This window comes from Candidatus Roizmanbacteria bacterium CG_4_9_14_0_2_um_filter_38_17 (genome assembly GCA_002788855.1).
In the GTDB taxonomy this organism is placed as follows: domain Bacteria; phylum Patescibacteriota; class Microgenomatia.
Genome location: PFSB01000016.1, coordinates 1 through 25,428, shown reverse-complemented (window position 1 = coordinate 25,428; position 25,428 = coordinate 1). Strand labels below are relative to the sequence as shown.

Here is a 25,428-nt window from a genome sequence, read left to right as displayed (position 1 = left end):
CATTTCATGAAAGGCCTTGCCTTGTTTCGCTCAGTTTGTTAAATCCTGAATGATTACCTATAATTCCAGACTCTTCCAAAGAAGCATAGAACCGTAGGTTTTGTATGGTGTCCATTTACTAACTATTTTCTCAATTTCTTCATTACTAGGCTTATCTTTAAATCCATATAACTTCATTAAGCCATTTCGCAAACCTACATCATCATATGAAAACACATCTTCACGACCCATACTAAACATCAAAAACATTTCAGCAGTCCACAACCCAATTCCTTTTACTTGGATCAAATTTTTTACTATATTCTCATTGCTCATATCTTTATAATTTTGAAACAATAAATTTTTATTTTTTACTGCCTCCGCTAGATTATGAATATATTGTGTTTTTGCATTTGAAACCCCAGCTTTACGAATTTCTTGTGGACTTACTTTCAAAACATTATTTGGAGTAATTTTCTCATTTGGGAAAAGTAGCTCAAATCTAGAATAAATAGTATCTCCAGCCTTACCAGATAACTGCTGATATACAATCTCTCGTACCAATTTCAAGAAATAGTCTTTCTTATCTATTGGCTTAAGTTTTTCCAATTTTCTACTCCTCTCAATTATAGAATAGATTACAGCGTCAGTGGCTTTAAAATGCTGTATAACCATTTGCATTTTGCAATTATATACTAAATACAAACTATGATATATTTACTCCGTGATAACCTGCACTTTTGAAGACGGAGGAGATACGTCGCTACGCCATGTAGTCTTAACTACAATAGTAATCAAAAATAATCAGATTCTATTAGGAAAAAGAGGTAAATATAATGGAAAGCCCATTTATGAGTATGGGAAATGGGGGCCTCCTGGTGGATTTTTGGAACGCAACGAAACAATCGTACAAGCTGCAACTCGAGAGGTATTGGAAGAAAGTGGCTGGACAATCAAAAATCTCAAATTATTTCGCATTAATGACAACCCAAATAGACCTGCCGAAGATCGACAAAATGTAGATTTTATCTATCTAGCCGATGCTGTTAAAAAAATAGGAGAACCGGATGAAGAAGTACAAGAAGCAAAATGGTTTCCTCTAGATAATCTACTTTCTGAAAAAGATTTTGCTTTTGATCACTATAAAAATATTCAGCTCTATCTGGAATACCTCAAAAAACCTTTTCCTCTTCCTATATACAACTACTAGAATTAATGGGGTCAGCCACCATTTATATCTGTGCAATCAGGAAAGCGTATGGATCTTTTCTATAGTTACTTTGTGATTAATCAATAAAGGTTAAGGCTATGCCTTTTTTACCAGCTCGGCCTGTGCGACCTATACGATGCACGTAGTCATCATAAGTTCCTGGTACATCATAATTAATAACATGAGTTATATCATCTATATCTATGCCTCGAGACGCTACGTCCGTTGCTAGCAAGACCTGCACTTCATTATTCTTAAGCTTATTGATAGCGCGCAGTCTCTGGGACTGACTCTTATTACCATGAATTGCTATAGCCTTAAAACCTCTCTTAATAAGATTGGTTTCAAGCTTATTCACTCCCCATTTAGTTCTACCAAAAACTAGAACTCTGCGGAATTCTTCTTTATTCAGAAGATCATGAAGAATTTCAAGTTTATCCTTGCCACGAGTTTTAATAATATCTTGGTCAACATTTTTAGCAGTTGAACCAGTTTTTACCGATACTATAACTGGATCTCTCAAAAAAGCCTGCATCACTACTTTAGTTGCTTCTGGTAGTGTTGCTGAGAAAAATAACGATTGGCGTTCTTTTGGTAAAAAGGAAATTATGTGTTTAATATCGTTAATAAATCCCATATCAAGCATTCGATCAACTTCATCAAGAACAACATTAGTGTACTGGGTTAAGTTTAACTTTCGGCGTTTCTGTAAATCCATAATTCTTCCAGGAGTACCTATTACAAAACTAGGCTGACGGGATAGTTGGCGCGCTTGCGTACTTAATGAAGCTCCTCCAATACAAAGAGTTGAGTAAATTTCCATACTTTTACTAAACAGGTTAAACTCATCCTGAATCTGCGCAGCTAGTTCACGAGTAGGCGTTACAATTAAAACTCTTTGGCTACGGTCTTTAGCTACTTTTGTAAGCAAGGGGAGTAAGAAAACTGCAGTTTTCCCTGTGCCTGTATTTGCAATACCAACTAGATCTTTTCCTTCCAATACTGGAAGAAGTGCTTGGTCTTGAATCGCTGTAGGCTTATTAAAGCCATGAGACTGTATATTATTTAATAAAGCCTTATCCAATGGAAAATCTGCAAAAGTATTCTCAGGTACATATGGCACATCAGCTTCGTCAAGAGCTCTCTTAACGAACATTAATGGATTGATATAACTACCCTTATTACTGTATTTATTTTTTCCACCAAACCTATTCGGTCTGGATTGACCGAACGATTTTCTATTACTCCCGTGAAAACCACGAGAACGGCTGCTACTATAATTTCTCATAATATATAACTGGCTCTTAAAGGGAGACGATTTTAAAGAAGAGGACCACGGGGTCTAACTAATTTAACCGACTCTAATCAGTATTATATACTGACCAATATCAAACCAACAAAAGAAATATAGCATGCCTCATGGCATAAGTCAAACTATGGGATAGTTTACTGTTTTACTACTAGACTTCTTTTTCTCAGACGAAGATTTTTTGGCGTAACTTCCAATAGCTCATCTTGTTTCAGAAATATTAAGCATTGCTCAAGTGACATTTTGACAGGTGGAGCAAGTTTAGTAATATCGTCACTTGAAGACGCACGCATATTTGTAAGCTTCTTACCTCTAGTTACATTCATATTAAGATCTTCATAGCGGGAATTTAGTCCAACAATCATTCCAACATAAACCTCTTCACCTGGGCCAACAAATGTGTCAGCTCGTTTCTGAATCTTCTCAAGTCCATAGGCAATTGCTTGTCCTCCATGAGTTGTAATAACAGCGCCACTTCGCTTATTTAATGCATCAGCGCTCTTTTTTTCATATCCAATAAACTGCGTATGTACCACGCTCATACCAGATGTCTTTTGCAATAGCTCTGATCTGGCACCTATCCAGTGACGCGTAGAAACTTTATAAGTAAACTCTATTCCATTTCTAGAATTCTTCATGTCTACCATCTCAGCCTTTCTTGCTGCCATCTCAGTAATAATAACTCCAGAATACTCTTCTGGCACCTCAATTGTTGCCAACTCCCACGGCTCACATAAAACTCCATCTATAGTTTTATATATCACCTGTGGACGGGAAACTGAAAACTCATAACCCTCGCGTCGCATAATCTCTATCAGTATAGTCAAATGCAGTTCACCTCTTCCAGACACAGTAAAACTGTCTCCTCCCGAAGCATTCAATCTCAAACCAACATTGGTCCTAAGCTCTTTTTCCAAACGGGTTTTTATCTGTTGTGATGTTACAAACTTACCATCGCGTCCCACAAAAGGTGAATTTGATACTAAAAAGTCAATCTGTATGGTTGGCTCAGCAATGTCCAAGTCTGGTAAAGCATCAAGTGCATCTGGTGATACAACAGTATCACCTATTTTCACATCCGAGAACCCCGCAATCGCAACTATATCACCAACTGATGTTTCTTCGATTAGTTCTTTTTTAAGTCCGTTAAATGTAAATATATATTCAGCCCTTTTTGTATCAACAACTTTTCCATTCCTCATGAGAACAATCGGTTGATTTTGTTTTAGAACTCCTCTTTGTACCCTTCCAATTGCGTAAATACCTTTATGTAAATCACTGTCTAAAGTTGTTATCTGCATCTGAAACCCTCCATCCGCCTCTCCCTTGGGGTGAGGAACAAAATCAATAATTTTCTCAAATAGTGGGGCTAAATTCTTACTATCAGCAATAGTTAATGAGTTATCTGGGTTTTCCTTTGTTTCCAACCCAGCAATACCTTCTCTACCAACTGCATAGATAACAGGAAAATCTATTTGATCATCTCGTATTGCTAGTTCTAAAAAGAGTGTTTCTATCTGACTTAATACTTCAAACGCTCTTTGATCTTTTTTATCAACCTTATTAATAAGAACAATAACTTTCAATCCTTGCTTGAATGCCAGAGATAATACATATTTCGTTTGCGAAAGAACACCTTCTGCCGCATCCACCAAAAGAACGCATCCGTCGACCATGGAGAGAACTCTCTCAACCTCTCCTGCAAAATCCGCATGCCCTGGAGTATCTAATATGTTTATTTTATGATTGTTCCAGTAAACTGCCGTATTCTTAGATAAAATTGTAAGTCCACGCTCTCTCTCGAGGTCATTACTGTCTAGAATTGTCTCTTGGGTCATTTCAGCTTCATATTCCGCAAAAACCTTTGCTTGTTTTAACAAGCCATCAACTAATGTTGTTTTGCCGTGATCAACATGGGCAATAATAGCAACGTTTCGTATTTTTTTACTATCAAGTTTTTGTTTCATATGACTAGTTGTAGCAATAAATCTGTAACCAGGGAGTTTATAAAAACTCGAGAAGTGTTCACGACTACATTAACTGAATATTGTAGCACAAAACGCATAACTTAACAAGCTATAGGTCTTGTTGAGATCTTTTTACCATCCCAAAAGAACATATTGAGCTGTCCACACCAGGACAGCAACTAAATAACCAGCAATTGCAGGAATAAAGGCAATTGAGAAGTACTTATTAAATGTAAGTTCAGGAACCATACCCATAGCTATAACTCCCGAAGCTGAACCAATCAACAATAAAGAACCCCCAGATCCCACAGTAATCGCCAAAAGAATCCATAAGCTTTCAACAGATGTATGAAGAATATTTATTACAATTGCGGTAAGAGGCACATTATCCAAGACAGCTGAAAGAAAACCAAGGGAAACATTTCCCATAGCAACACGCATAACTGTTGGGTCACTTCCAAAAATAAAGTTCGATAATTTTTCAAGAACATGCAAATGATCAAGCGCCGATACAGTAAGAAGAATACCAATAAAAAATTTAAGAGATGGAATATCTGTTTTTCGAATAAACCTTTCAATAGAGGCATCAAGATGTGTCTGTGATGGACGAAATCTTTTTAGTAAATCAACAGCTATCCAGACTATGCCCAGACCTGTTAGCAAACCAACATAAGGAGGCAAACCAACCATTCCGACTACAAGAGGCATCCCGAATGAAAAAAAGACAAGAGAAACTATAACCTTCTCTGATCTTGAAAGTTTATTTACCAACTCATTTTTGATATTAAAAGAGCTATCCTTAATCGATCGAAATATTAATACAGTGGAAGTTATAAATAACAACATAGATGGCAAAAATCCTTTATAGATAATGTCTATTGCCTCAATCTTCCCTGCAAGCCAAAGCATAATAGTAGTAACATCACCTATTGGTGAAAAAGCACCTCCAGCATTTGCCGCAATTACAATAAGAGACACCATTCGAAGAAGATTTTCTCCCTTGAAAAATTTTCTTGAAATTTGAACTGATACTATAGTAGTTGTTAAATTATCAATAATTCCGGAAAGGAAGAATGTCACTAATGCAATTACGAGAAACTGCTGCTTTTCAGAAAGACCCAAAGAAAAAATGCGCGCGCGAAGTAAATCAAAAAAGCGATAGTGAACAAGTATTTCAACCAAGGACATGGCAGTAAGAAGAAATATAACTATGGAAAAAATATCAGTCCCTGCCTCTGCCATAGATTCATGAAAAGATCCGTCAAAAAAACCAATAAGAAACCAAAGTAGTCCTCCCATTGTAAGGGCTATTGCGGATTTGCTCACCTTAATCTCGTTCTCAAGTGTTATGAAAATATAACCTAATATAAAAACAATAATAGCGACTATCGATATAAAATTCATAAAACTATTTAGAGGCCAAAACAACTAGATTTTACATACTTTTTATTCATATGTCAATCAAGTTGCAGCAACACCAGATGTCTGAACCATTAATTCACTTATCTTAAAGCCGGCTTTCATCTCCAAATAAGCTGTAGTAATGGTAAATATTACCTTAATTTGGGGCATTATGCTGTTGTATCCATATTCAAGAACTCTCGCTTATGTCCAAATTCCATATTTATTATGGGGAACATTTGCAACTTTCTATCACCTACTTAAACTTTAAGTAAGAAGCCACTGTGATAAACGTATACTTATTTGCCCTTTTAATCAACTTAGGAATAAACGGCTCATTCTTCCTCTCAAAATTACCAAGCATACAAAAAAAGAAATAGTTTACTCATACCCCTTCCCCCAAAGAAATAGACCACTCTCTAGTGGCTCCCCCCTAAGTAAATAAGCTATTTTAAAAGGATTTTGGGAAAAAAACTTTGTAGTTATGATAAATAATGATAAATGGAAGTACTGATTGATTGCGATTGCGATGAAGAAGTTTTATCCCCTCAGTGATACAATTAAAAGGTGCATATTGTAACTTTAAATCCCGGTAGCTCCACATTAAAAATGGCTTTATATGTTAATGGTAAAAAAACCGCTCAAAAAAAATTAGATCATGTATCAGATTTTTCTGTCGGAGTAAAAAAGATATGTGAACAATTAGCAGATTTCAAGATAGATGCAGTTGGTTGTAGAGTTGTTCATGGAGGAAGTTTTTCTAAACCGGCTATAGTTAATGAAACTACCATACTCGAGCTTGAAAAACTTAACGAACTTGCGCCTTTGCACAATCCTCCGGCAATTACCACAATTGCCTCTGCGCAAAAACTTTTTGGCAAAAAAACTCCGGTAGTCGCTGTATTTGATACTATGTTTCACCAGACATTGCCAAATTATGTAACAAAATATGCATTGCCAAAAAAGTGGCTGGAAAAGTACCCAATCAAGCGATATGGTTTCCATGGGCTAGCGCATGAATATATGCACCAACGGTATTGTAAATTAACCGGGCAAAGCTTGGCAACAATTATTACACTCCAACTAGGGAGCGGTTGTTCGGCATGCGCGATTAAACAGGGCCGCTCGGTGGACACAACAATGGGGTTTACACCACTTGAAGGTCTTGTAATGAGGACCAGATCAGGAAGCATTGACCCGGCGATAATAGAATATATAACCAGAAAGGAAAATATTACTGTATCTAAAGTTATTCAACTGCTAAATACCGACTCAGGACTTGCCGGCTTAACAGGTACCAATGGCGATATGCGCCAGATCCAATCCGATTATAAGAAAAATGACCCAAATGCAAAAATCGCTTTTAACCTTTTCGCTTATACGGTAAAAAAACAGATTGGAGCGTATATGGCCGCATTAAATACTACAGAAGCAGTTGTGTTTGGGGGTGGAATTGGTGAGCATTCACCCATAACGCGCACCAGGATATTATCTGGTTTGTCGCCACTTAATATAACTATTGACGTTGACAAGAATAGTGATGTTGTAAACAAAGAGGGAGAGATTAGCGCACATGGATCAAATGTTAAAGTGTATGTAATTCCAGTTGATGAATCCTGTATAATACACAAATATACAAAACAAGTTTTGGAAATAAAATAGCAACACATGAGTACAATTGAGGAACAGAAAAAATTTAAAATCTGGAAAGATGGTTACGGAGTAATTAAACATCAACCGATTACCGTAAAACGTATTGCTCAATTGTTAAGGCTAATTAAAAAAAAGAAAATCCATGGCGACAGGATCGATCCTTTAGATCTGCTAATTAGCGCAGATAGAGTTACTTCTGCCGCAATGTGGCTTATTGTGCATCAAGCTTATGCAAACACAGTTCACTTTGACAATTCTCCATTAGAACAGAAAGAGTTTAAACGCAAACCGCAAGGACATGTTGGAGGTTCATTAAATATGGCTCCCGGGTATTTGGGATATATGCTCGCCAATGCCCTGACCGGATTTACACGTGGCTGGGTAATGGAACAAGGACACGCGGTTGCCGCGATTGAGAGTGTTAATCTTTTACTTGATAACATGAGTGATGCTCAAAATAAGCGGTATAACCTTTCAAAAATTGGATTGGATAATTTTTTAAACGATTTTTACTCATATAAGCTGGATAAAAATGGAAAACAGCAGTCTTTATTAGGTAGTCATGTTAATCCACATACTGGAGGAGCAATTATGGAAGGTGGATATTTGGGATTTGCCCAACTCCAATACGCTCATATGCCACTTTTAGATGAGAGGCTAGTTGCTTTTTTGTCTGATGGGGCTTTTGAGGAACAACGCGGGGGCGATTGGACTCCACGTTGGTGGCGGAATGAAGACTGTGGATTAGTTTCTCCAATTATGATCTACAACGGTCGCCGCATAGACCAAAGATCCACCATGTCTCAAGAAGGTGGAGCTGACTGGCTAAAACAACACCTTTTAATAAATAGCTATGATCCTATTATTATTGACGGACGCGATCCTGCCGCATTTGCCTGGTTTATCTTTGAAAGTGAGCGGAGGTTAACTTTGTCAGCCAACCAGATGAATAGTTATAATGATTATCCATTACCAATACCCTATGGAATAGCAGTTGCAGAAAAAGGCGCGGGTTTTTATAACGAAGGGACCAACTATGCGCACAGCCTTCCTCTTGCAACAAATCCTTATACAAATAACTCCGCCGCCGCCCATTTTAACGCGCATGCTGCCAAGTTATTTGTTCCAATTAACGAGCTTGAAAAATGTGTTTCTTACTTTAAACACCATAGTAAAAGTAACAGATGTAAGGAGAAAGATAATCCATTGGCAAATCGGGATATTAAATCAAAACCTGTTCCAATTGCTCATGCCGTACCTATAGATACAAATAAACGGTACAAATTAGCTGACCTATCTGTTTCAACGCCTATGTCTGCGGTTGATTTAGGGTTTATTTCTGCTGTTTTTGCCAATCCAACCTTAAGGCCAAGAGTTGGAAATCCTGATGAGATGAGATCAAATAAAATGGAAAAGACATTGGAAAAGTTAGAATTTCGTGTAACTGATCCTGAAGGAAGTGTTGAAGAGTCTGTTCTTGGAAAGGTTATTACAGTTTTAAATGAAGAAGCTATTGCTGGCGCGGCATTTGGTAACAAGGGGGGCATTAATATTATTGTTACGTATGAGGCTTTTGGAGTAAAAATTTTAGGGGAAGCCAGACAGGAGATAATTTTTGCTAAAAATCAGAAAGCATGCGGACGGCCCGCGAGGTGGCTTTCAGTTCCATTAGTTTTAACATCGCACACTTGGGAAAACGGCAAAAATGAATTATCACATCAGGATCCAACAATGTCTGAGGCGCTGTTTGCAGAAACTTGCGATATTTCTCGGGTACTATTTCCGGCAGATTTTAACACTTGCGCGGCATTGATAAGACGCGTATATAAAACCCATGGACAGATATGGACAATGGTTGTGGCAAAACGCAAAACTCCAGACTTTTTTACCGGGCAGGAAGCTGAACAATTGGCTGATAATGGGGGTATTCGGTTAACTTGGGCTGAACACGAGCCGGAAAAAGCTCAAATCGGATTTATAGCCATAGGTACTTACCAATTAAAGGAAATTCTTAAAGCAAGCGAGAAGCTTTGCAAATATAAAATTCCTCATACCATAAGTTATATTATTGAACCTGGACGATTTCGTATTCCGCGAAGCACAGATGAAAAGAAACATCTTGTAAGTGCTAAAATAATCGGAGAAATTATTCCAAAACATGTAAAAAATCTTTTGTTTGTTACTCATACTCATCCAGAACCTATTGTTGGCGCGCTTCGTGAGTGTAATGAGTTAAGGCATATTGACTGGGTGGGTTTTTCAAATGTCGGAGGAACACTTGATGCGGATTCAATGCTTTTTGTAAATGGATCTTCCTGGGCGCATATCTTGCAAAAAACCGCACATTGTTTAAATATAGCTCAAGAGAAACTGCTATCAAAAGAAGAAATTGACGCGCTTGAACATCGCCGTTCTCCTGAGGGGATTATTGTGCATACCTCTCACATATAGGCCGCCCGTCCACATATATAATTCCATCGGGTAGCCAGACACGAAGTGTCAAAACCAAGAGGAAAACAAAAAAGAATACAGATGTGACTTTCCTTTTTTTTTCTAACCAGACAATAAGGTTGCTATAGCTATTCCTCAGAAAAAAGGTGGCTGACCCCATTTTACTCAGATGTCCTAGATCCTAATGATGATTTAAAAAGTGGATCATCGAATTTTCCCAACTTTCTCGAGCATAGCAATAATTTTATTTTTATTTGTTTCTTCAATCTTTATCTTTTTTTTCGAAACGATCATTAATCCTTGAATAATCCTTCTTGCTAACATTGCTTGTCCCCTAAGTAAATAAGCTATTTTAAAAGGATTTTGGGAAAAAAACTTTGTAGTTATAAGAAGTGTTGCAAATAGTGGTCCTGACTGAACAGAAACTCCAAGAATGTCATTTATGTCTATAACCTGATCTTTATGTGTCCAAAAAAACAATACATGGGTTATGCTTACTTTTTGAAGATCAATTCTCAAAATATTAGGAAAAATAATGAATGGAAATACTGTCTGAATTTTAAGCAACGTTGGGTTGTTTACTCCAGAAAATTCCTGAAGTGTCTCTCTATTATCACTTTGCTTTTTCTGTTTATTAACTTTCGCTTTTGAAAAAATCACATTACTACCAATTATAGACATATATATGATTGTATCAATTTCAGTTAAAGAAACGTGAAGCTAATTACCGAATTAACCCCAGTCCGATAACTCCAACAATAATCAGGTATGCAGCAATGAAATAGTTAAGAAATTTCGGAAACATAAGAATAAGCACACCAAACACAAGTGATGTTAACGGACTTAAATTATCTGTAGAAATATTCATATAATTCACCTCCTCACTATTTTACATTCTTCAATAAACACTCATTATGTTTATTGATTATCAACTGCTTGTGATACCTCCGCTGGATTTGTTGGCTTTACTAATTGGAAAAGCGCAATAATTCCATAGGCAATAACTGCATACACAGCCATCGTAATAAGCGTTGACCATTCAATAATTGAACTAGAACTAGCGGTTGTACCAAGTATTCCTGCAAAAGGACCTGCAAGAGGCGCGCTGATCGCATAAATAAAACTTGTAAATCCACTAGACGCATTTGCTCCTAATAACTTAAACAATAATCTGAAGGCAAGAACAACTTCAACTACTCCCACGATATACCAGATAATCTGATAGCTTCGGAATATAGCCTTCTTTGTATTGTATGTCTTTTGCAAAGACCCGGTTGAAATAGCTGGCTTTATCACTCTCGCTACCTCCAGTACATCTGTATTTTGTTCTGTCATGTTATTTCACATCCTCAATGCACATAAATCTGTAATAACTCCGTTATCGGGGCACAACAAGGTTAATTTTTTTACCCTTACCTTCTTCAATAATAGGTGCATAGGCATCCAGAGCATGCTCAACCACCTCTGATAGAGTAAGGCCATCAATAGCTCCCCGGACTTTTGCCCTTTTAACAAGCTCCGGATTTACAAAAGCCGTGAGTCTTTGTTTTTTATCGTTTTTCATATAACTACAGTGTGCACCACTTACAACTATTTGTCAAGTTTCATATATTTATATTATATGTTATACTACAAATATAATTACCCTTATTCTCATTTTACTTATCAGCGGTGTCTTTGTGTATGTAGCACAAAATAATCTAATACCCGTAACACTACATCTTGGACCAACCATTGTCACAAATATTCCGCTCTTTTATGTGATTATCGGTTCACTCTTGACCGGACTTATAGTTGCCTACTTAATTCATCTGGTAAACACTATTTTTATCACCTTTTCTATGCGCGGGAAGGATACGAAAATCAAGGAAGGGAAGAATGAAATAGCAGACCTCACGAAACGTGTTCACCAGCTGGAGATTGAAAACGAGAAACTCAAAGACCACTCAATATTGGAAGAACCTCGAGACACAAACGCACTGTGAAATCACTGCTAGCAAAAATTTGGAAATTATTGAATCTACCTAAGGGTAATCAGCTCTTCTTCATGCGTCTCTTCCAAAATCAATTTTTAGTCGGTGTTACGGGAGTTATTTTTAACCAAATGAACGAAGTGTTACTTTTTAAACATACATACAGACAGCAGTCCTGGAGTCTTCCGGGCGGATATATGAAGGCTGGCGAACACCCCGCAGAGGCAATTGAACGAGAAATAAAAGAAGAATCTGGGCTTGTCGTCAGTGTCGACGAATCTCTCAAAACGCGTACCGACAGAACAGGCTCCCGATTGGATATATGTTATATCGGGGTCTTTATGGGTGGCGAATTTACGCCGAGTGAAGAGGTGTCTGAATATGGTTTCTTTTCTCAAGACACCATGCCACTTTTAAGAAGTAACCAGGTATTTTTGATTGTGTCAGCCTTACTGCAAAAAAGATTGCATACAACCCCGGGGGTTACGAAGACTGCAAAAACAGTCTAAAACCCAGTATAATTTTATTCACAACAGGAATTGGCATCGGGATTATAAATATAACCCATGAGTTCTGTATTAGTTATTCCTTAGAAAAAAGGTGGCTGACCCCATTTTCATTTTCCACTACCCGCCTACTTTAAAAGGGGTTGTAGATACAGGCTAAACTCAGTTGGCTTCCTGCTAAGCGGGATAGAGCCACGCTGAGCGTGGCTCCCCAGGATGTCCCAGATCCTGCATAGTCCTGAACTTGTTGAAGGAATGAAAGAAGGAGACATGGTTAGAACTTACTTAACCACCGCATAATGGACAGCAAGGTGGTCAGGTGCGAGATTTTCTACCTTAATTAGTTTCAATCGGAGGTTGACATTAACTGGAGATAACAGCGGAACACCTTTGCCTAAAGGTCATCAAGATAATCACCTTCCCACTTTATGACAGCTTCATAGGTTTTTCTTCCCCAGATATATGAACCGATCTTATTGGCTAACTTAGTAAATGCTATCCAGTTGTCATGAGAGAGAAAGTCCTCACTACCATCTTCATCGGCGATGATACCGTTTACAGACATTGCCATAGATAAGATTACTTTCATAAAAAGAAGTATAAATATGATACCATCAAAATGTGGAATACTTAATTTTATTCATAACAATTTTGATTACAAGTCAGTGGGTACCAATTAGAAATAATATTCTCTCAGTTTTTGGACAAAAAACTCCTTACACAGTAGAAAAGAATAAAGCTTTTTTACGCAGGAGTTCCATATTCAGAAAGAATCAAAAACGCACAAGAAGAAATACAGAAAAGAAAACCTAGATAATTTGAGCACCTACCCACTACTTTTAATGAGTTAGTTATTTACTAGAAAAAGGTGGCTGACCCCATTTTCATACGTAGATACTGCAAATTTATTATGATCAATCAAAATATAATCTTCAAACGTCCAGCCAGGTTTTGAATAACATTCCAACCAAGTTTCCTTTCCTTCTGCCCAATGGACTCGTCCTGCCTCAATTTCATATTTATCTTCTTCATTTAGATTTATTACTTTTTCATCAACATATAATTTCAATTTACCTTTTATAATCCTGTAAACTTCAGTAGTTTTCTTATGTACATGGGGAATGCTTTTATCTATAACTGCTATAGCTAGGCTATGATCTGGATGCTCTTTTGTTGGCTCAACCTCACAAAGTATCTCGGTGGGATTTTCTTCTTGATTCTTAACAATTTTCTTTCCTGGATATTTTTGTTCTAATTCTCTGATTACTTTACTGGTATTCATAATTTATATATCCAACTTAAACTTTCCTCGCTCTTTTATTTCTCTAACAATAAGGTTTATCATTTCTGCATAGGTATAAGGAGGTAAGTTAAATGACTTAAACAAGCTTGTATCATCCTTGCTAGGAGGAATATTTATGTGTTGATCTACTTTAGCTACCTTGATGCCAAACTCTCCTAGTAAATCTTGTGCAATCTGATATTGAGTTACAAGTTCATCTATAAATACCGGTATGGATCTATTCCATATAGAATTACCAATCGCCTTATCAATGATTTGTGATAAATGTCCCACGTAAGTTGGTTGTAATTTCCAGGTAGTATCAAATTCACCTATTGTTGTAGCATCCAAACATTTGAGAATGCGATTGAATGGTCTTGGGTTAGTTGTATTTGGACTAAACCCAATCATCAACGATGGGCGTATAATTAAATATCCTGCTTTTGTCTTTTTTACCAATTCTTCCGACTTTGCTTTAAGTTTGCCATAAATATTATTGGCATTATTCGCTGCTTGAGAGGAAATAAAGACTACTTTTGCTCCTATTTCATTTGCACTATTGACAACATTAACTGTTCCCATGTCATTTAACTTGATAAAATTATCTTCATTGCCTACTGCACTTCGTGGGCTTGGATAGTTAGCTACATGGATTACAATTTCTGGTCTTAGCTCTTTAAGTATTCTATCTGTATCTCCTTTACTAGTAATATCTAGTTTAATAAAAGAACTCGAAAGTGGATTGCTATTATATGTTCCCACAACGTCATATTTATCTTTCAAGTCAAAATATATCCTTGCTCCTACATATGAACTTGCACCAATAATTAGTATTTTCATGACTTATTATTTATATCTGCAAATAACTCAAGCGCCTTATCTTTAAGAACTCCTCTTGTAATCTCTATCTTGTGACCTGAATCTATAACCAAATCATCTATGCTTAATTTTCTGGGTCTTAATATATGTGACAGATCAGCTCTGGAAGCTCCAATCACAACTCTGAGTATTCCAGCCTGAAAAATTCCAGCTGCACACATAACACAGGGCTCATTAGTACAGTAGATTATGCAATCTTCAAGATTATCTGTTTTAAGTTTTCTACAAGCCTCACGCAACGCATTAAGCTCTGCATGGGCAGTTACATCTGCTGTTGATTTGTCTTCTGCTTTACCACTCCCAATAACGTTATTTTTGTATACAACTACTGCCCCAAAAGGTAAATCTCCGGTCTCCTTAGCCTTCTTTGCCTGTTCTATAGCAAGAAGCATGAAATCTTGATCTTTCTTTACTTGCATGAAGGAATTATACCAAGTTCGAGTAATCCACCCACCTACTTTATAAGGGGCTGTAAATAAGAGCTAAGCTCGTTTGCTCCCTTAAGTACATGAGCTTCTGAGCTATTCATTCAGCCTTCCATAAAGATTTATACAGCCACAATACTGTCAAAAGGTAGACTTTGGATTAGTGTCTCAATCTGACTATCCTCTATCTGCTTGGAGTAATAGATCTGGCCCATTTCCTGCTCTTTTTCGGTCGCAATCACCTTCCAGTTGGTTTGAATGCTAGCCTTGGTGATAGGTCGGCGAATTTCCTTCTGCCTGACATACGAGACAATTTCATCCAGATCCAACTTGTACTTTTCCAAAAGTAAGTAGATATCATAAAAGTCCCGGTAACGAGCTCTATCACTCATAGCTCGGATTTTCTCAGCACATATTTCTTTAATATCCATAATAGCAACCATAAAATCCACACCCCAGACATTGTTGTAAGCCAAGGTTTGAGAAGGTAGTAGCACATTTTGCAGGAAATCAATTTCTACCTTGAGCGAGTTGGGTTGAAGCAGTGGTCCGGAGTATTGGAGTTTTTCTAGTTTAATAGTGGCATTAGAGAGATACTCTTTCTTGATACTCAAATAATCGATGTTATCAAATATATTGTGCATCTCTTCAAGGGGTAATGGCATCCGATTTGAAGAAAAATCCAAGTCTTCGGAAAAACGATACTGGTCCAAATAACAATGGTGTAAAGCTGTACCACCCTTAAAAATAAGAGTTTTGCCAGTCGAGGAAGCTGCAATAATTTGCATTACCAGAGCTAGGAAATAATCCTTTTCGGCGACGTGCAACGGATAACGTAAGCTTTTCCGATTGATTATTTCAAGTTGTTGCCGAGTAAGCATAGGGATTATTTAACTGACTGATATTTATCAAAATACTCGTCGTAATAGAGTCGCCATTTGGCATTAAATTTAGCATCGTGAGACAACATCAAGTTAGTACTTTTTAACTTAACTTGATTATAAAGGTCACTAGAATCAATCCTTAAAAGGTCAAACAGGAAACCAAATGTCTTAATGGTAGTTAAAGACATCTTACCCAAGTATTCAATCATTTTTTGCAAATCTAGTGAGCTTTTATACATTGAGAGCTTTTCCACCACTAAATCAACGGTATATTTGCTTTTATGGAACTGAATCATGTCAATTAAGGCTTTTTCAGCAGTCGCCATATGTACCGTCTTATTATCAATAGTCACCTCTTGCCAGCCAAAGAACCACTTGTCTAGCACTTTCACAAAGCTATATTCGACTGATTGCAACTGGACTGACTTGTATTGCGCTCGCGAAATAGAGATAGTTTTGTTAGTAAGCTGATCAAACATACTATAATATGCTAAAGCCGACTCAAAAGAAACATAGGAATCTTTAACCAGGAGACTAGCCACCACAGAAGGCGACAGGGACAAAAACCCGCGATTACTCAAGTCAGAGATGGCATATAAACCCCTTTTCACTCTAATCAACCAGCCATTTTGGGTTAATTTAGCAATGACCTTCTTTGTCCTCTGTTGATCCCACGAACCCTCAGCCTGGTCATAAATCTGCTCAGAGGTCACAATCTGGCCGTGTTTGACGATCAGATTCTCGAGAAGTGTGCTTTGATTAGTATTTAATATAGTTTGTTTCATATAGCTTAAGTACCCTTTTATAGGCACTATCTACTTATAGAATAAACAATCCAACTGGGTTTGTCAAGTGGTCGTTGGGAACGATTCTCAAGACGCACCCCTTGTTGATAACCTACGCCGATCGCTCGGCCTAGCTCCCCCGTATGCTGCAAGTTCCGAAAATATTGAGGAATCCTAGATTCTGAATAGTCCTGAACTTGTTGAAGGAATGAAAGAAGGAGACGTGGTTAGAACCTATGTAACTGCATAGTTCTGAAAAAGAACACTGTACATTAGATACTTTTCGGCATCTTTTTTTGGATCTGTTGAACGTTGTTGTACTTTATACAAAAGCTCTCTTATGTAGTTAGGCGTTAAGCTAGTATCTACCTCTGCTTTTCTTCTAATTGCTTCGCTCATGAATCTCTCCGCAACCCTATCAGAAGATCGGTAATACGCCTGAGCAACGCGTCTTAGATCAAGCGCTAATGATGAAATAGCAATTTTATTTTTCTCCATATAATTTCTGAAAGAAAAATTTAGTTAATTTTTCATATTTATCTCTTACTTTAGAATTTTGAATTTCATTACTTCGATTATCCTGTCCAGGCCTAATGTTGATAAATGAATTGAAATCTATCATCTTTGTCTCTAAATCTACTCCTCCACCCCATATGCTTTCTTGCTTGCTATCTTGTTTTAGCAGCACCTGTTCACTATCAAAATGACGATCACATCCAGCAGAGCAAACTTTTCTATCTACATCAATTACTGTCTTAATATATACATCAAACTGCTCCTTAAGCTTCTCAATTTGCTGTTTTGTATATGGTTTATCCGATGTAATTATCACCCTTGAATTATAACAGAGGCATTACACAAATTCGAAGTTTTGTCTTATCGGGCTCGAACGATGGTATGAATTCGGACGAATTGATTGGGTGAGCGAATTGGAGTATCCGGAGTGGACGGTGAAGGAAATAAATAGATTTTTAACTATTCATCTTTAAATAAGATCTCATTTCTTTTAAGATAGTTGTTCCATTCATCGATACATTCAGTAGCAAGAGTAAAGGCATCATATTTTTCTCCACTTATTGTCAATTCCATCCGGGCAGAACCGACAAAACCAGTTGATGTCAGATCAAGACGCAGATGTTTGTTTGTTTTGCCCAGAGTTTTGTTTGATCTAGTTTTTCTATCTAAACCACCATGCTTGAAAGAATTGGCATAATCCGCAGCAAGGCTAAGTGAATTGCTTCTAGTAATAAATTTCTCGACATCTTCCTTGAGAGTAATAGTTGAATCTTTTTTCAAACTATCCTTGAGATGATAGCAATGGATGAAGAAGTTTCTTACTTCGTAATCTGGATCAGCAAAAGAGATTTTGTTTCCGTTATTGGTACTAATCCTTTCGAGCTCCTGATATGCTCTAAGCATCGTGCGGTATTGATTATTGGCTTTATGTTCCATATCTAGCTTGCAGTCATAGATAATGTAGGAGGATTTTTCGCATATTATTAGTACAGGATTCTATGGAAATAGGTTTTTTATTTCCTCCAGATCTTCTTTTTTTATGGACATAGTACTCACCGACAGAGTATTTAAAATCACCCAAAATTTTATCTGAAAGAATTTTGTCTCTTACAACTTCCTTCTTTAGTTGCTGTTCTGACAAACCAAGTTCCATTTGCAATGCTTCCCAAGACAATCGAAGCCATATTGCTATAGCACTTGTATCCTGCTGACCTGACTCCTTGTGTTGCAGAGCCCTATTAAAACACTCAAATGATTGTTGATGATTCATTGAATCTTGAATATTTTCAACATCAATATTTAAACACCCTGAGATTTCACAATTGACCTCAGATGCAGCAGCTGCACGAGCCTGCAAAGAAACTCTCCCTTGAATGGAAGCTCCATCACTTTCCTGCCAGTGCATTTTAACGTTGTAGCTACATTCAGAGTTAACCTCTGTTTTCAACGAATTAATTAAAGCGATCATATCTGTTGCTTTAATTGCATAGTCTATTGCTTGATCTTTGGATATATCAGTGTCTTCAAATGAACAAACAACCTCAATGGCATTGTCCGCCATCTTTTTCAAACACACCTCAACTCGGTTTTTGTCTTTATGTGGACTAGAAACATCTTTTATTCGTCCATATCTGAATTTAATTATCGATGTTATTTGTTTCATAGCTCATTGGGGAATAATTATTCCTTCTCCATCATAAATTTCGATCAGTCTGGTCAAAGAATCAACTTTTTCTTGCACCTTCGTACTAACCACCATTCGTTTTTGAATATTGTTAATGACTCTCACACTCACAGTTAAAAACATTTGACCCAACTCTTTCTTATTCTTGGTTGGGAAAGTCTCCAATATTTCAACAAAAATTTTATCCACCATCTCTGGGACCAAAGCGTCGTCCATCAAGATTTTTACCAAAAACCTACCTACAACAGGAAATGCCCTATCAAATGGAACTCCGTAATCCTCAGACAGCGTTAATGGGAAATTAAATAATCGGATATTTTCTGGAGCAAATGCTTTGATATCTCCATCCCCAAATACTGACTTTTCGATGTCTTCGACTGTAATTGGTAGAAATCTAAATCGGTAGCTAGCCAAATAACTAAAGAATGCTAGGTATTTGTCAAATCCGATTTCACCCATCTCATAAAGCACTCTTACTAAAGAGAAGGCTGAGCAATAAACTGGAGCAGTTTTCTTTGTCTCTAATTCGTTCACTTTGAGATATGTAAAATCTTCTGTTAACACAAGAAACTGATCTCTTTGTGCTAAAATGCAAGCATCACTAAGAGCTGGCTCAATTCCCCTCTCGGAAAACTCTCCAGTTTTATTTGCTTTTGAAATTGCCTCTACATTTTCTGGCTTGGATTCCAAAAGCTTTATGGCTTCCAAAAAATTACTTCGAATTTTCCTTCTCTTCTCAGGATCGACTGATGAAAACACTAGTCTACCTTGTGAATATGCCATATTGCCTGCCTGTCCAGGGACAACTCGAAACTTATCATTAATCTCAAGTAAAAGAGTAATTACTGATTGAGGAACTGTTAAACCAGATAAATGCTGATAAATATCAGCCAATAACCCTGTTTCGCTTAGTACTAAAGCTGAAGTCCCGTCTATATAAAACTTTTCTCCACAAATGATTCGCTTTGCTATTTCTTTTTGCTGATTAATTTCGTCCAAATCACCAGAACTAAAATGAATATAACCTTTTTGCTCCATTTGAATTGCTCCGATTGCACCAGGAAGACCACCTTGGTTAACAGCAAGAAAAGCTAAAGGAAGACGTTTTTGTGAGTACATATCAAAAAAGTCTCCTCTAGATTTTTTATCATCCTCTAACCTTGCAATAAGATATTTGGGATCTATTCCGCCATCAGCCGTACTCGGAACATCTATAATTTCCATTCCTTTCCAGCGCTTCTCGACAGTCAACTTTTCCGCAAAATGCCTACATTGCCAAAGAATATATCTCTCAACAGGGAAAATTAGCTCTATCTCGTGTTTTCTCTTTGTGGCCCTGTATTTTTCTTCAAATTCGATTGATTCTCCAATTTTCTTACCTAAAAACAATTGGTAAAGATCGTCTTTAGGCACAATTTTCGTGGCATCCAATTCTTCATCTTCTCCAATAAAATACCACTGGTCTTGATCTTTAAGTTTTACAAAACTATTTTTTATAACACTCTCAAGAGAAGTAAGAGGCAAATCCATCCTATTGCCGATTTCAGTAAAGTAAAGAAAAAGACGGGCATACTGTTCTGGATTAGGTGTTTTTATAAGCCTGACTCCTTCAACAATTGCCTCTAGAGCCCTTTGTGCATCATTGTTCTTCAGGTAGACATCAACCTTAACACCCAAGACAAAATCGTGTGAAGTAATCAAAGTAGGATAACTTTCCAAAAGTTGCTTCGCTGGCTCAAATTCTCCACGGTTGATTTTAGACAAGATTGTTTGGCCCAAAAGACTTTCCTTATTCCTGTCACTTAGGAAACTTAATTGCAGCTTGTCTGCCAAAATCTCCTCACCAGTCTGAGCAGCTTCTCTGAACTTGTCCAAATTGAAGTTTGCAGTAAACAAATCAAGTCTGAGTTGCAAAACTAACTTTGGATCTTTTTCATGCTGCAATAGGTTTTCTAGTAAAACGATTGTGAAATCCCATGCCTTCTTGCTTTGAGCTATCTTCAGGACTTGCCTAGATTCCAAGTAACCCATTTCTGATAAATCAAAGCCTTTTAGAAGGTCAAAGGCTTTATCCATGTCGCCCTCATCGTAGCTCAGAAGTAGCAAGAGCTTATCTTTTTGAACACTACCATCGTTAGGTAAACTCTCAATTATTTTTAACCTCAACTCAGAATCATGCTTAGCAATATTGGCGATTGCCACAGCAAATAAGGAATCATCTGCCAGAAAACTTAATATTGCGTCATATTTTTTGTCTGCTAAATCAGATATAAAATCTACAAACTTTTTATTCTTATGCTTTGCAAAATATTCCTTCCCGTCAGTAAATAATGTTCCCTTAAGAGAAAATTGGAAAATCAGCCGTTTAGCCAGATCATCGGATATCTGCTTTTGGGCCTTATCCAAATAGTCAAACAGTTTTTTCAGGTCGCTTTCTGGTAACTCAATAAAAGTAAGGATACCAACAAGCAGGTTGTCAATCGTGTGATCGAAATGGCATTTTAAGATAAGTTCGAAGCAATCCTTGGCACATTGTTCAACGGCTGGCAAGTCTTCTCGCATTCGAAACGCATTGAATTTACGGAAGCAAATAATAGCTTTATTTCTTGGCCCAATTTCCCCCCAAGATTGTATTTTTGTTTCTATTGACTCAACCTCAGACAAAAAGCTTTCAACCAACTCAAGCCTCTTATCCTTGTCTTCCTCGGCGAAATATCTTCTTTCCAAAATCGAAAGCTTGGCATCGTAGCTACTAAATTTGTCAGGGTTAAGTTTAATGGTTTTTTCTATAAAGCTATCAGCATTAGTATAATCACCTGATTCAGCATAAAATCCGGAATAAATCCTATAGAAGTTTGCTTTGACGCGAGGATCGCTTGGGAAGGTGCTTTCCTTCACTGAGGAAAGATCAACTTTCTCATTAGTCGCGTACATGCGGATCAATTTTTCAAGTTCCAAAAGCCAATAGCTTACACTAATCTTTTCAGCTTGATCTAATAAAGATTTATTTTTACTGAGATCTCGTTCGTTTAAATATATTTCGGCCAAATATAAGAATGGCCTGGAATCGTTAGGATATCTCTTGCAAAGAGATTTGTAGTATTCTTTCGCCAGAGCTATTTGTTCAGTTTTATGCAAAGTACGAGCCTCTAATATATCAAGCTCTAAACTCAAATCATTGTTTGACAATGCCTCGGCAATTTCTTTAATATTCTCTAAAGTTCTAATCACGAACGTTGTATTATCTCGATCCAAATCTATTTCAAGTTTCTCCAAATAATCACGGACAACTTTTAGAGCTTTAGTGGAGTCTACGTCAAACCCCAAAGATAAAATTTGTTCTTCCTTCAAAGTAAAAAAGACATCCTCCAAATCCTGCGCTGTAAACGAATTGAATTTAATATTTTTATTCTTCTCTTTTAGCTCACTCAGAGCCTTTTTTATTTTTATAGTTGTGCCCAAATACTTATCATTAAATGCAAAATAGTATTTTTTGATATCTAATATAGACTCCCATTTTTCTTTCAACTTCTTTTCGAAGTCTTTCTTGAGTTTTGAGGCGGCATCGGAATCACTTTCTTCTGGTTTAATCGGAGCGTAAACTTGATAATAAATCCCCTTTGATGGGACATAACCATCATTACCCCCGTCACCTTCCTTACCAGATGGTTTTATTTTCTTGAAATCAGAAAATGCTTTTCGCATTACCTCTTCAAAAAATGACTGAAACTCACTGCCGTTACTTCTGTAGATTCTGTCTCTGAATTGAAAACGTAAGTAGTTTTTGTCTAGAATTGTCATAGTCATACTTATTCTTTGGATGTCCCGCTTGACATCACTGTAGATTTATCATAAAGTTATCATAATATGCCCTTATCCGTCAAGCCTCTTACAAACAGACAAAAAGAAGCCCTGGATTTCATAAACTCCTTCATCTCCACAAAGGGTTACTCTCCCTCTCTGAAAGAACTCGCCCAGTTTCTCAAAACTGAGAATCTCAGTACCGCTCAGTACTTTGTCCAGGAACTCATGAAAAAAGGCCACCTCAAACGTGATCCTTACAAAAATCGTGGTATTATTTCTGTCGCACAGAAACAAACAGTGCCTATGCTGGGATACATAGCAGCTGGAACACCAATAGAACCAATAGAAGATTCCACACCAATTCAGGTTCCCACAAATATCAAGTTAAACAAAAACGATTCATACTACGCTCTCAAAGTGAAGGGTGACAGTATGATTGATATGGGAGTTCTAGACAATGATATTGTCCTCATCAAACACCAAATGACTGCCAATGTTGGAGATGTTGTCGTAGGCATTACTGAAAACGGAGCTACTCTAAAAATTTTAGGTGAGAAAAATGGAAAGAAAGTTCTAGAGCCAAGAAACCACAGATATGACACAATTATTCCTGAGCAACTTGAAATTCGCGGAGTATTTGTAGGATTAATTAGAACAGAATAGTATGGCAAAAAAATATAAAGTTATCGATTTATTTGCAGGAGCTGGCGGAATGACGCAGGGCTTCCATATGGCTGGTTTTGACTCTACCCTAGCAATTGACTTCGATAAAGATAGTTGTTTGACTTATAAAAAGAATTTTCCAAACACCGAAATTATCTGCAAGGATATTACCAAGGTAGATAACGAAAAAATATTAAGCATTGTGGGCAAAGATGTTGACATTATTATTGGTGGCCCACCTTGTCAGGGATTCAGCGCATTAGGCAAACAACTAAAAAATGATCCTCGTAACAGATTGTGGAAAGAGTACTTACGAATAGTACGCCTCCTCTCTCCTAAAGTGTGGATTATGGAAAACGTACCTGAATTATTATCTTCTCAAGAATTTGAAGAGGTAAGAAAGGCCACATCTGAACTTGGTTATCACATAGAAACAAAGATTTTGAACGCGGCAAACTACGGTGTTCCACAGAGAAGACAAAGAGCTATTGTAATAGCAGCTAAAAAAACAGGCTTAAAACACCCATCCCCAACACACACTGATTCAAAAGGTCAAACTCTTTTTACCGATACCCAAAAACCTTGGGTCACAGTTAAAGAAGCTTTTGCAGGTTTACCTGGCAAGCCTGATGGTAAAAATTGGCACACCGAACGAAAGCCAACAGAGTTGTCTCAAAAAAGATATAAAGCTGTACCCTCTGGGGGCAATCGATTTGATTTACCAGATGAGCTTTTACCAGATTGTTGGCGTAACAAACCAACTGGCAGTACAGATGTGTTTGGCAGGTTGTGGTGGGACAAACCATCGTTAACTGTTAGAACTGAGTTCTATAAACCCGAAAAAGGAAGGTACTTACACCCAACAGAAGATCGACCCATTACTCTCCGAGAAGGAGCTCGACTGCAAACATTTCCTGACAACTTTGAATTTGTAGGGTCTCAAACTTCTGTGGGGAGACAAATAGGAAATGCTGTTCCATGCAACCTGGCCTACAACATAGCACTGACTGTAAAAGAATTCTTAGAAGCAAACTATTAGCTTAGGTTTAAGCAATAGCATCGTGGCACACATTGCATAAAGTAATTAAGTTCTCAATAGTGGGTTCACCCTGAGCCTTAACAGGATTCCTGTGATGAACCTCTAAGAATTTACGATTATTTGTTTGAGGATCACCCTTCTTCCATCCACAATTTTGACAAGTAAAGCTATCTCTTTCTAAAACTTCAGCCCAGACTTGGGCATTCATTCTTTCGTATACAGGCCGTTGATTCAAGCTTTCCAATAGATATTCGTCGGGTCTTAAGTCTGATCTATTCATGCCTGTAGAGATTTGCCATCCGCCGTGCTCATGACGAAGCTCTCTAATTCTACGTGCATATTCAGAAATCCCACCTACTTGAGAAAGTTCTCTCCCAGAAACTTTTTCACCAACATTGGATTTAAGATAAGCCAGAATCCTATCTCTTGCACTGGTTTCTCTCCCATTGTCATGAAATAAAATTGAAACTATGGATTTTTTTATTTCATCTATTTTGACAAAGAGGGTGATTATTTTTCTGCTTTTTTGTTTTGAAATGTGTTCACCGGAACCAATGAGTGAGATTATCTCAAGTGCTGCTTCCTGTAGTCTTTTTCCGTATTCAAATAGATTTGCCATATAAGAGGTATTATCCTACAAAGCCTCTAATGGCACAACGGAAAAAGGATATCACCTCAAACAAACGAGCCCTGACCCCGCGTGGCCAAGTTTACGAGGCGTTTGCTGCCTGGTTAGGCTAGTTGTAGCCTGAAGACAAAATCTGGAGAATTTGCAAGCGATTATTGTACCGTTGCCCTACTCACTGGTCCATTCAACTCATTGGAGAAGTTGATCAACTGACCACCACTAGTTCTACAAGGTTTGCCGATGTTAACTTCGTTTGGCGCTAGTTGTCAAATCTTTAGCCAGTTTCACTCAAACAAGCATTTTCACTAAACAGTGAAAGCAGGCAATTTAGTGAAAATCTTTAACTGTAAACAAAAGTGAACATAAACCACCATAAAGTTTATTGAGATA

The 25,428-nt window shown here is 37.3% G+C and carries 28 protein-coding genes; 8 read left to right on the top strand and 20 right to left on the bottom strand.

All coding sequences use genetic code 11. The features are described 5' to 3' along the window. Positions 1-57 precede the first annotated feature (57 nt). A complete protein-coding gene (locus tag CO050_03560; GenBank protein ID PJC31315.1) occupies positions 58-660 on the bottom strand; it encodes a DNA-3-methyladenine glycosylase 2 family protein in 603 nt (200 codons plus the stop codon). Positions 661-694: 34 nt separating this feature from the next. On the opposite strand from CO050_03560, the gene CO050_03555 reads away from it, so the two are divergent. Next, positions 695-1,189 (top strand): hypothetical protein, encoded by a 495-nt coding sequence (locus CO050_03555; protein PJC31314.1) that lies wholly within the window; start codon positions 695-697, stop codon positions 1,187-1,189. Between the two features lie 76 nt (positions 1,190-1,265). On the opposite strand, the gene CO050_03550 is transcribed toward CO050_03555, so the two are convergent. From CO050_03550 to CO050_03540, 3 genes are all read right to left on the bottom strand, one after another. Then, the gene (locus tag CO050_03550; protein PJC31313.1) at positions 1,266-2,477 is read right to left on the bottom strand and encodes an ATP-dependent helicase; all 1,212 of its coding nucleotides are present in this window, start codon (positions 2,475-2,477) and stop codon (positions 1,266-1,268) included. Between the two features lie 158 nt (positions 2,478-2,635). After that, positions 2,636-4,465, bottom strand: coding sequence for a translational GTPase TypA (gene typA / locus CO050_03545; protein ID PJC31312.1), 1,830 nt, complete (start codon positions 4,463-4,465; stop codon positions 2,636-2,638). A gap of 132 nt (positions 4,466-4,597) precedes the next feature. Beyond that, entirely contained in the window at positions 4,598-5,869 is a 1,272-nt protein-coding gene (locus tag CO050_03540) for a hypothetical protein (protein ID PJC31311.1), read from the bottom strand. Between the two features lie 564 nt (positions 5,870-6,433). Between CO050_03540 and CO050_03535 the strand changes: the two genes are divergently transcribed. After that, positions 6,434-7,528, top strand: a complete 1,095-nt coding sequence (locus CO050_03535; GenBank protein PJC31310.1) for an acetate kinase — start codon at positions 6,434-6,436, stop codon at positions 7,526-7,528. A gap of 6 nt (positions 7,529-7,534) precedes the next feature. Beyond that, on the top strand, positions 7,535-9,970 hold the full coding sequence (locus tag CO050_03530) for a xylulose 5-phosphate 3-epimerase (GenBank protein PJC31309.1): 2,436 nt from the start codon (positions 7,535-7,537) through the stop codon (positions 9,968-9,970). Between the two features lie 204 nt (positions 9,971-10,174). Here CO050_03530 and CO050_03525 read toward each other — a convergent pair whose 3' ends face one another. The 4 genes from CO050_03525 to CO050_03510 form a co-directional block, all read right to left on the bottom strand. Beyond that, complete coding sequence (locus tag CO050_03525; protein PJC31308.1) at positions 10,175-10,651, bottom strand: hypothetical protein; 477 nt, start codon at positions 10,649-10,651, stop codon at positions 10,175-10,177. A gap of 43 nt (positions 10,652-10,694) precedes the next feature. Next, entirely contained in the window at positions 10,695-10,838 is a 144-nt protein-coding gene (locus tag CO050_03520) for a DUF3096 domain-containing protein (GenBank protein PJC31307.1), read from the bottom strand. 50 nt (positions 10,839-10,888) lie between these two features. Continuing rightward, positions 10,889-11,206, bottom strand: coding sequence for a YggT family protein (locus CO050_03515; GenBank protein ID PJC31351.1), 318 nt, complete (start codon positions 11,204-11,206; stop codon positions 10,889-10,891). 142 nt (positions 11,207-11,348) lie between these two features. Next, positions 11,349-11,534: a hypothetical protein gene (locus tag CO050_03510; GenBank protein PJC31306.1), complete on the bottom strand. Its 186-nt coding sequence runs from the start codon at positions 11,532-11,534 to the stop codon at positions 11,349-11,351. Positions 11,535-11,649: 115 nt separating this feature from the next. Here CO050_03510 and CO050_03505 point away from each other — a divergent pair, with 115 nt between their 5' ends. Both CO050_03505 and CO050_03500 read left to right on the top strand, forming a co-directional pair. Beyond that, on the top strand, positions 11,650-11,955 hold the full coding sequence (locus CO050_03505) for a hypothetical protein (GenBank protein PJC31305.1): 306 nt from the start codon (positions 11,650-11,652) through the stop codon (positions 11,953-11,955). Next, complete coding sequence (locus tag CO050_03500) at positions 11,952-12,452, top strand: hypothetical protein (protein PJC31304.1); 501 nt, start codon at positions 11,952-11,954, stop codon at positions 12,450-12,452. The genes CO050_03505 and CO050_03500 overlap by 4 nt, the downstream gene beginning before the upstream one ends. A gap of 391 nt (positions 12,453-12,843) precedes the next feature. Here CO050_03500 and CO050_03495 read toward each other — a convergent pair whose 3' ends face one another. After that, the gene (locus tag CO050_03495; GenBank protein ID PJC31303.1) at positions 12,844-13,038 is read right to left on the bottom strand and encodes a hypothetical protein; all 195 of its coding nucleotides are present in this window, start codon (positions 13,036-13,038) and stop codon (positions 12,844-12,846) included. Between the two features lie 32 nt (positions 13,039-13,070). Between CO050_03495 and CO050_03490 the strand changes: the two genes are divergently transcribed. Continuing rightward, positions 13,071-13,262, top strand: coding sequence for a hypothetical protein (locus tag CO050_03490; protein ID PJC31302.1), 192 nt, complete (start codon positions 13,071-13,073; stop codon positions 13,260-13,262). Between the two features lie 34 nt (positions 13,263-13,296). Here CO050_03490 and CO050_03485 read toward each other — a convergent pair whose 3' ends face one another. From CO050_03485 to CO050_03440, 10 genes are all read right to left on the bottom strand, one after another. Further along, positions 13,297-13,731: a hypothetical protein gene (locus CO050_03485; GenBank protein PJC31301.1), complete on the bottom strand. Its 435-nt coding sequence runs from the start codon at positions 13,729-13,731 to the stop codon at positions 13,297-13,299. A 3-nt stretch (positions 13,732-13,734) separates the two neighbouring features. Continuing rightward, positions 13,735-14,571 carry a hypothetical protein gene (locus CO050_03480; protein PJC31300.1) on the bottom strand — a complete coding sequence of 279 codons (837 nt, stop codon included), beginning with the start codon at positions 14,569-14,571 and terminating at the stop codon, positions 13,735-13,737. After that, a complete protein-coding gene (locus CO050_03475; protein ID PJC31299.1) occupies positions 14,568-15,029 on the bottom strand; it encodes a tRNA-specific adenosine deaminase in 462 nt (153 codons plus the stop codon). The genes CO050_03480 and CO050_03475 overlap by 4 nt, the downstream gene beginning before the upstream one ends. 128 nt (positions 15,030-15,157) lie before the next feature. Next, the gene (locus tag CO050_03470) at positions 15,158-15,916 is read right to left on the bottom strand and encodes a hypothetical protein (protein ID PJC31298.1); all 759 of its coding nucleotides are present in this window, start codon (positions 15,914-15,916) and stop codon (positions 15,158-15,160) included. A gap of 5 nt (positions 15,917-15,921) precedes the next feature. Then, positions 15,922-16,704, bottom strand: a complete 783-nt coding sequence (locus CO050_03465; GenBank protein PJC31297.1) for a hypothetical protein — start codon at positions 16,702-16,704, stop codon at positions 15,922-15,924. A 234-nt stretch (positions 16,705-16,938) separates the two neighbouring features. Next, a complete protein-coding gene (locus CO050_03460) occupies positions 16,939-17,202 on the bottom strand; it encodes a hypothetical protein (GenBank protein ID PJC31296.1) in 264 nt (87 codons plus the stop codon). Next, positions 17,189-17,536, bottom strand: coding sequence for a hypothetical protein (locus CO050_03455; protein PJC31295.1), 348 nt, complete (start codon positions 17,534-17,536; stop codon positions 17,189-17,191). The genes CO050_03460 and CO050_03455 overlap by 14 nt, the downstream gene beginning before the upstream one ends. A gap of 143 nt (positions 17,537-17,679) precedes the next feature. Further along, positions 17,680-18,123, bottom strand: coding sequence for a hypothetical protein (locus CO050_03450; GenBank protein ID PJC31294.1), 444 nt, complete (start codon positions 18,121-18,123; stop codon positions 17,680-17,682). Between the two features lie 46 nt (positions 18,124-18,169). Continuing rightward, entirely contained in the window at positions 18,170-18,883 is a 714-nt protein-coding gene (locus CO050_03445; protein PJC31293.1) for a hypothetical protein, read from the bottom strand. A gap of 3 nt (positions 18,884-18,886) precedes the next feature. After that, positions 18,887-22,705, bottom strand: coding sequence for a hypothetical protein (locus tag CO050_03440; protein PJC31292.1), 3,819 nt, complete (start codon positions 22,703-22,705; stop codon positions 18,887-18,889). 66 nt (positions 22,706-22,771) lie between these two features. Between CO050_03440 and lexA the strand changes: the two genes are divergently transcribed. Both lexA and CO050_03430 read left to right on the top strand, forming a co-directional pair. Next, positions 22,772-23,371 carry a repressor LexA gene (gene lexA, locus CO050_03435; protein ID PJC31291.1) on the top strand — a complete coding sequence of 200 codons (600 nt, stop codon included), beginning with the start codon at positions 22,772-22,774 and terminating at the stop codon, positions 23,369-23,371. A gap of 1 nt (position 23,372) precedes the next feature. Further along, on the top strand, positions 23,373-24,410 hold the full coding sequence (locus CO050_03430; protein PJC31290.1) for a DNA (cytosine-5-)-methyltransferase: 1,038 nt from the start codon (positions 23,373-23,375) through the stop codon (positions 24,408-24,410). Positions 24,411-24,417: 7 nt separating this feature from the next. Here the strand turns inward: CO050_03430 and CO050_03425 are convergent, their stop codons facing one another. Next, the gene (locus CO050_03425; protein ID PJC31289.1) at positions 24,418-25,029 is read right to left on the bottom strand and encodes a hypothetical protein; all 612 of its coding nucleotides are present in this window, start codon (positions 25,027-25,029) and stop codon (positions 24,418-24,420) included. Positions 25,030-25,428 lie beyond the last annotated feature (399 nt).

Bases quoted from the DNA above. Each gene is read 5' to 3' on its own strand.
- CO050_03560 (PJC31315.1), bottom strand. From the start codon at position 660: ATGCAAATGGTTATACAGCATTTTAAAGCCACTGACGCTGTAATCTAT.
- CO050_03550 (PJC31313.1), bottom strand. From the start codon at position 2,477: ATGAGAAATTATAGTAGCAGCCGTTCTCGTGGTTTTCACGGGAGTAAT.
- typA (PJC31312.1), bottom strand. From the start codon at position 4,465: ATGAAACAAAAACTTGATAGTAAAAAAATACGAAACGTTGCTATTATT.
- CO050_03540 (PJC31311.1), bottom strand. From the start codon at position 5,869: ATGAATTTTATATCGATAGTCGCTATTATTGTTTTTATATTAGGTTAT.
- CO050_03530 (PJC31309.1), top strand. From the start codon at position 7,535: ATGAGTACAATTGAGGAACAGAAAAAATTTAAAATCTGGAAAGATGGT.
- CO050_03525 (PJC31308.1), bottom strand. From the start codon at position 10,651: ATGTCTATAATTGGTAGTAATGTGATTTTTTCAAAAGCGAAAGTTAAT.
- CO050_03520 (PJC31307.1), bottom strand. From the start codon at position 10,838: ATGAATATTTCTACAGATAATTTAAGTCCGTTAACATCACTTGTGTTT.
- CO050_03510 (PJC31306.1), bottom strand. From the start codon at position 11,534: ATGAAAAACGATAAAAAACAAAGACTCACGGCTTTTGTAAATCCGGAG.
- CO050_03495 (PJC31303.1), bottom strand. From the start codon at position 13,038: ATGAAAGTAATCTTATCTATGGCAATGTCTGTAAACGGTATCATCGCC.
- CO050_03485 (PJC31301.1), bottom strand. From the start codon at position 13,731: ATGAATACCAGTAAAGTAATCAGAGAATTAGAACAAAAATATCCAGGA.
- CO050_03480 (PJC31300.1), bottom strand. From the start codon at position 14,571: ATGAAAATACTAATTATTGGTGCAAGTTCATATGTAGGAGCAAGGATA.
- CO050_03475 (PJC31299.1), bottom strand. From the start codon at position 15,029: ATGCAAGTAAAGAAAGATCAAGATTTCATGCTTCTTGCTATAGAACAG.
- CO050_03470 (PJC31298.1), bottom strand. From the start codon at position 15,916: ATGCTTACTCGGCAACAACTTGAAATAATCAATCGGAAAAGCTTACGT.
- CO050_03465 (PJC31297.1), bottom strand. From the start codon at position 16,704: ATGAAACAAACTATATTAAATACTAATCAAAGCACACTTCTCGAGAAT.
- CO050_03460 (PJC31296.1), bottom strand. From the start codon at position 17,202: ATGGAGAAAAATAAAATTGCTATTTCATCATTAGCGCTTGATCTAAGA.
- CO050_03450 (PJC31294.1), bottom strand. From the start codon at position 18,123: ATGCTTAGAGCATATCAGGAGCTCGAAAGGATTAGTACCAATAACGGA.
- CO050_03445 (PJC31293.1), bottom strand. From the start codon at position 18,883: ATGAAACAAATAACATCGATAATTAAATTCAGATATGGACGAATAAAA.
- CO050_03440 (PJC31292.1), bottom strand. From the start codon at position 22,705: ATGACAATTCTAGACAAAAACTACTTACGTTTTCAATTCAGAGACAGA.
- lexA (PJC31291.1), top strand. From the start codon at position 22,772: ATGCCCTTATCCGTCAAGCCTCTTACAAACAGACAAAAAGAAGCCCTG.
- CO050_03430 (PJC31290.1), top strand. From the start codon at position 23,373: ATGGCAAAAAAATATAAAGTTATCGATTTATTTGCAGGAGCTGGCGGA.
- CO050_03425 (PJC31289.1), bottom strand. From the start codon at position 25,029: ATGGCAAATCTATTTGAATACGGAAAAAGACTACAGGAAGCAGCACTT.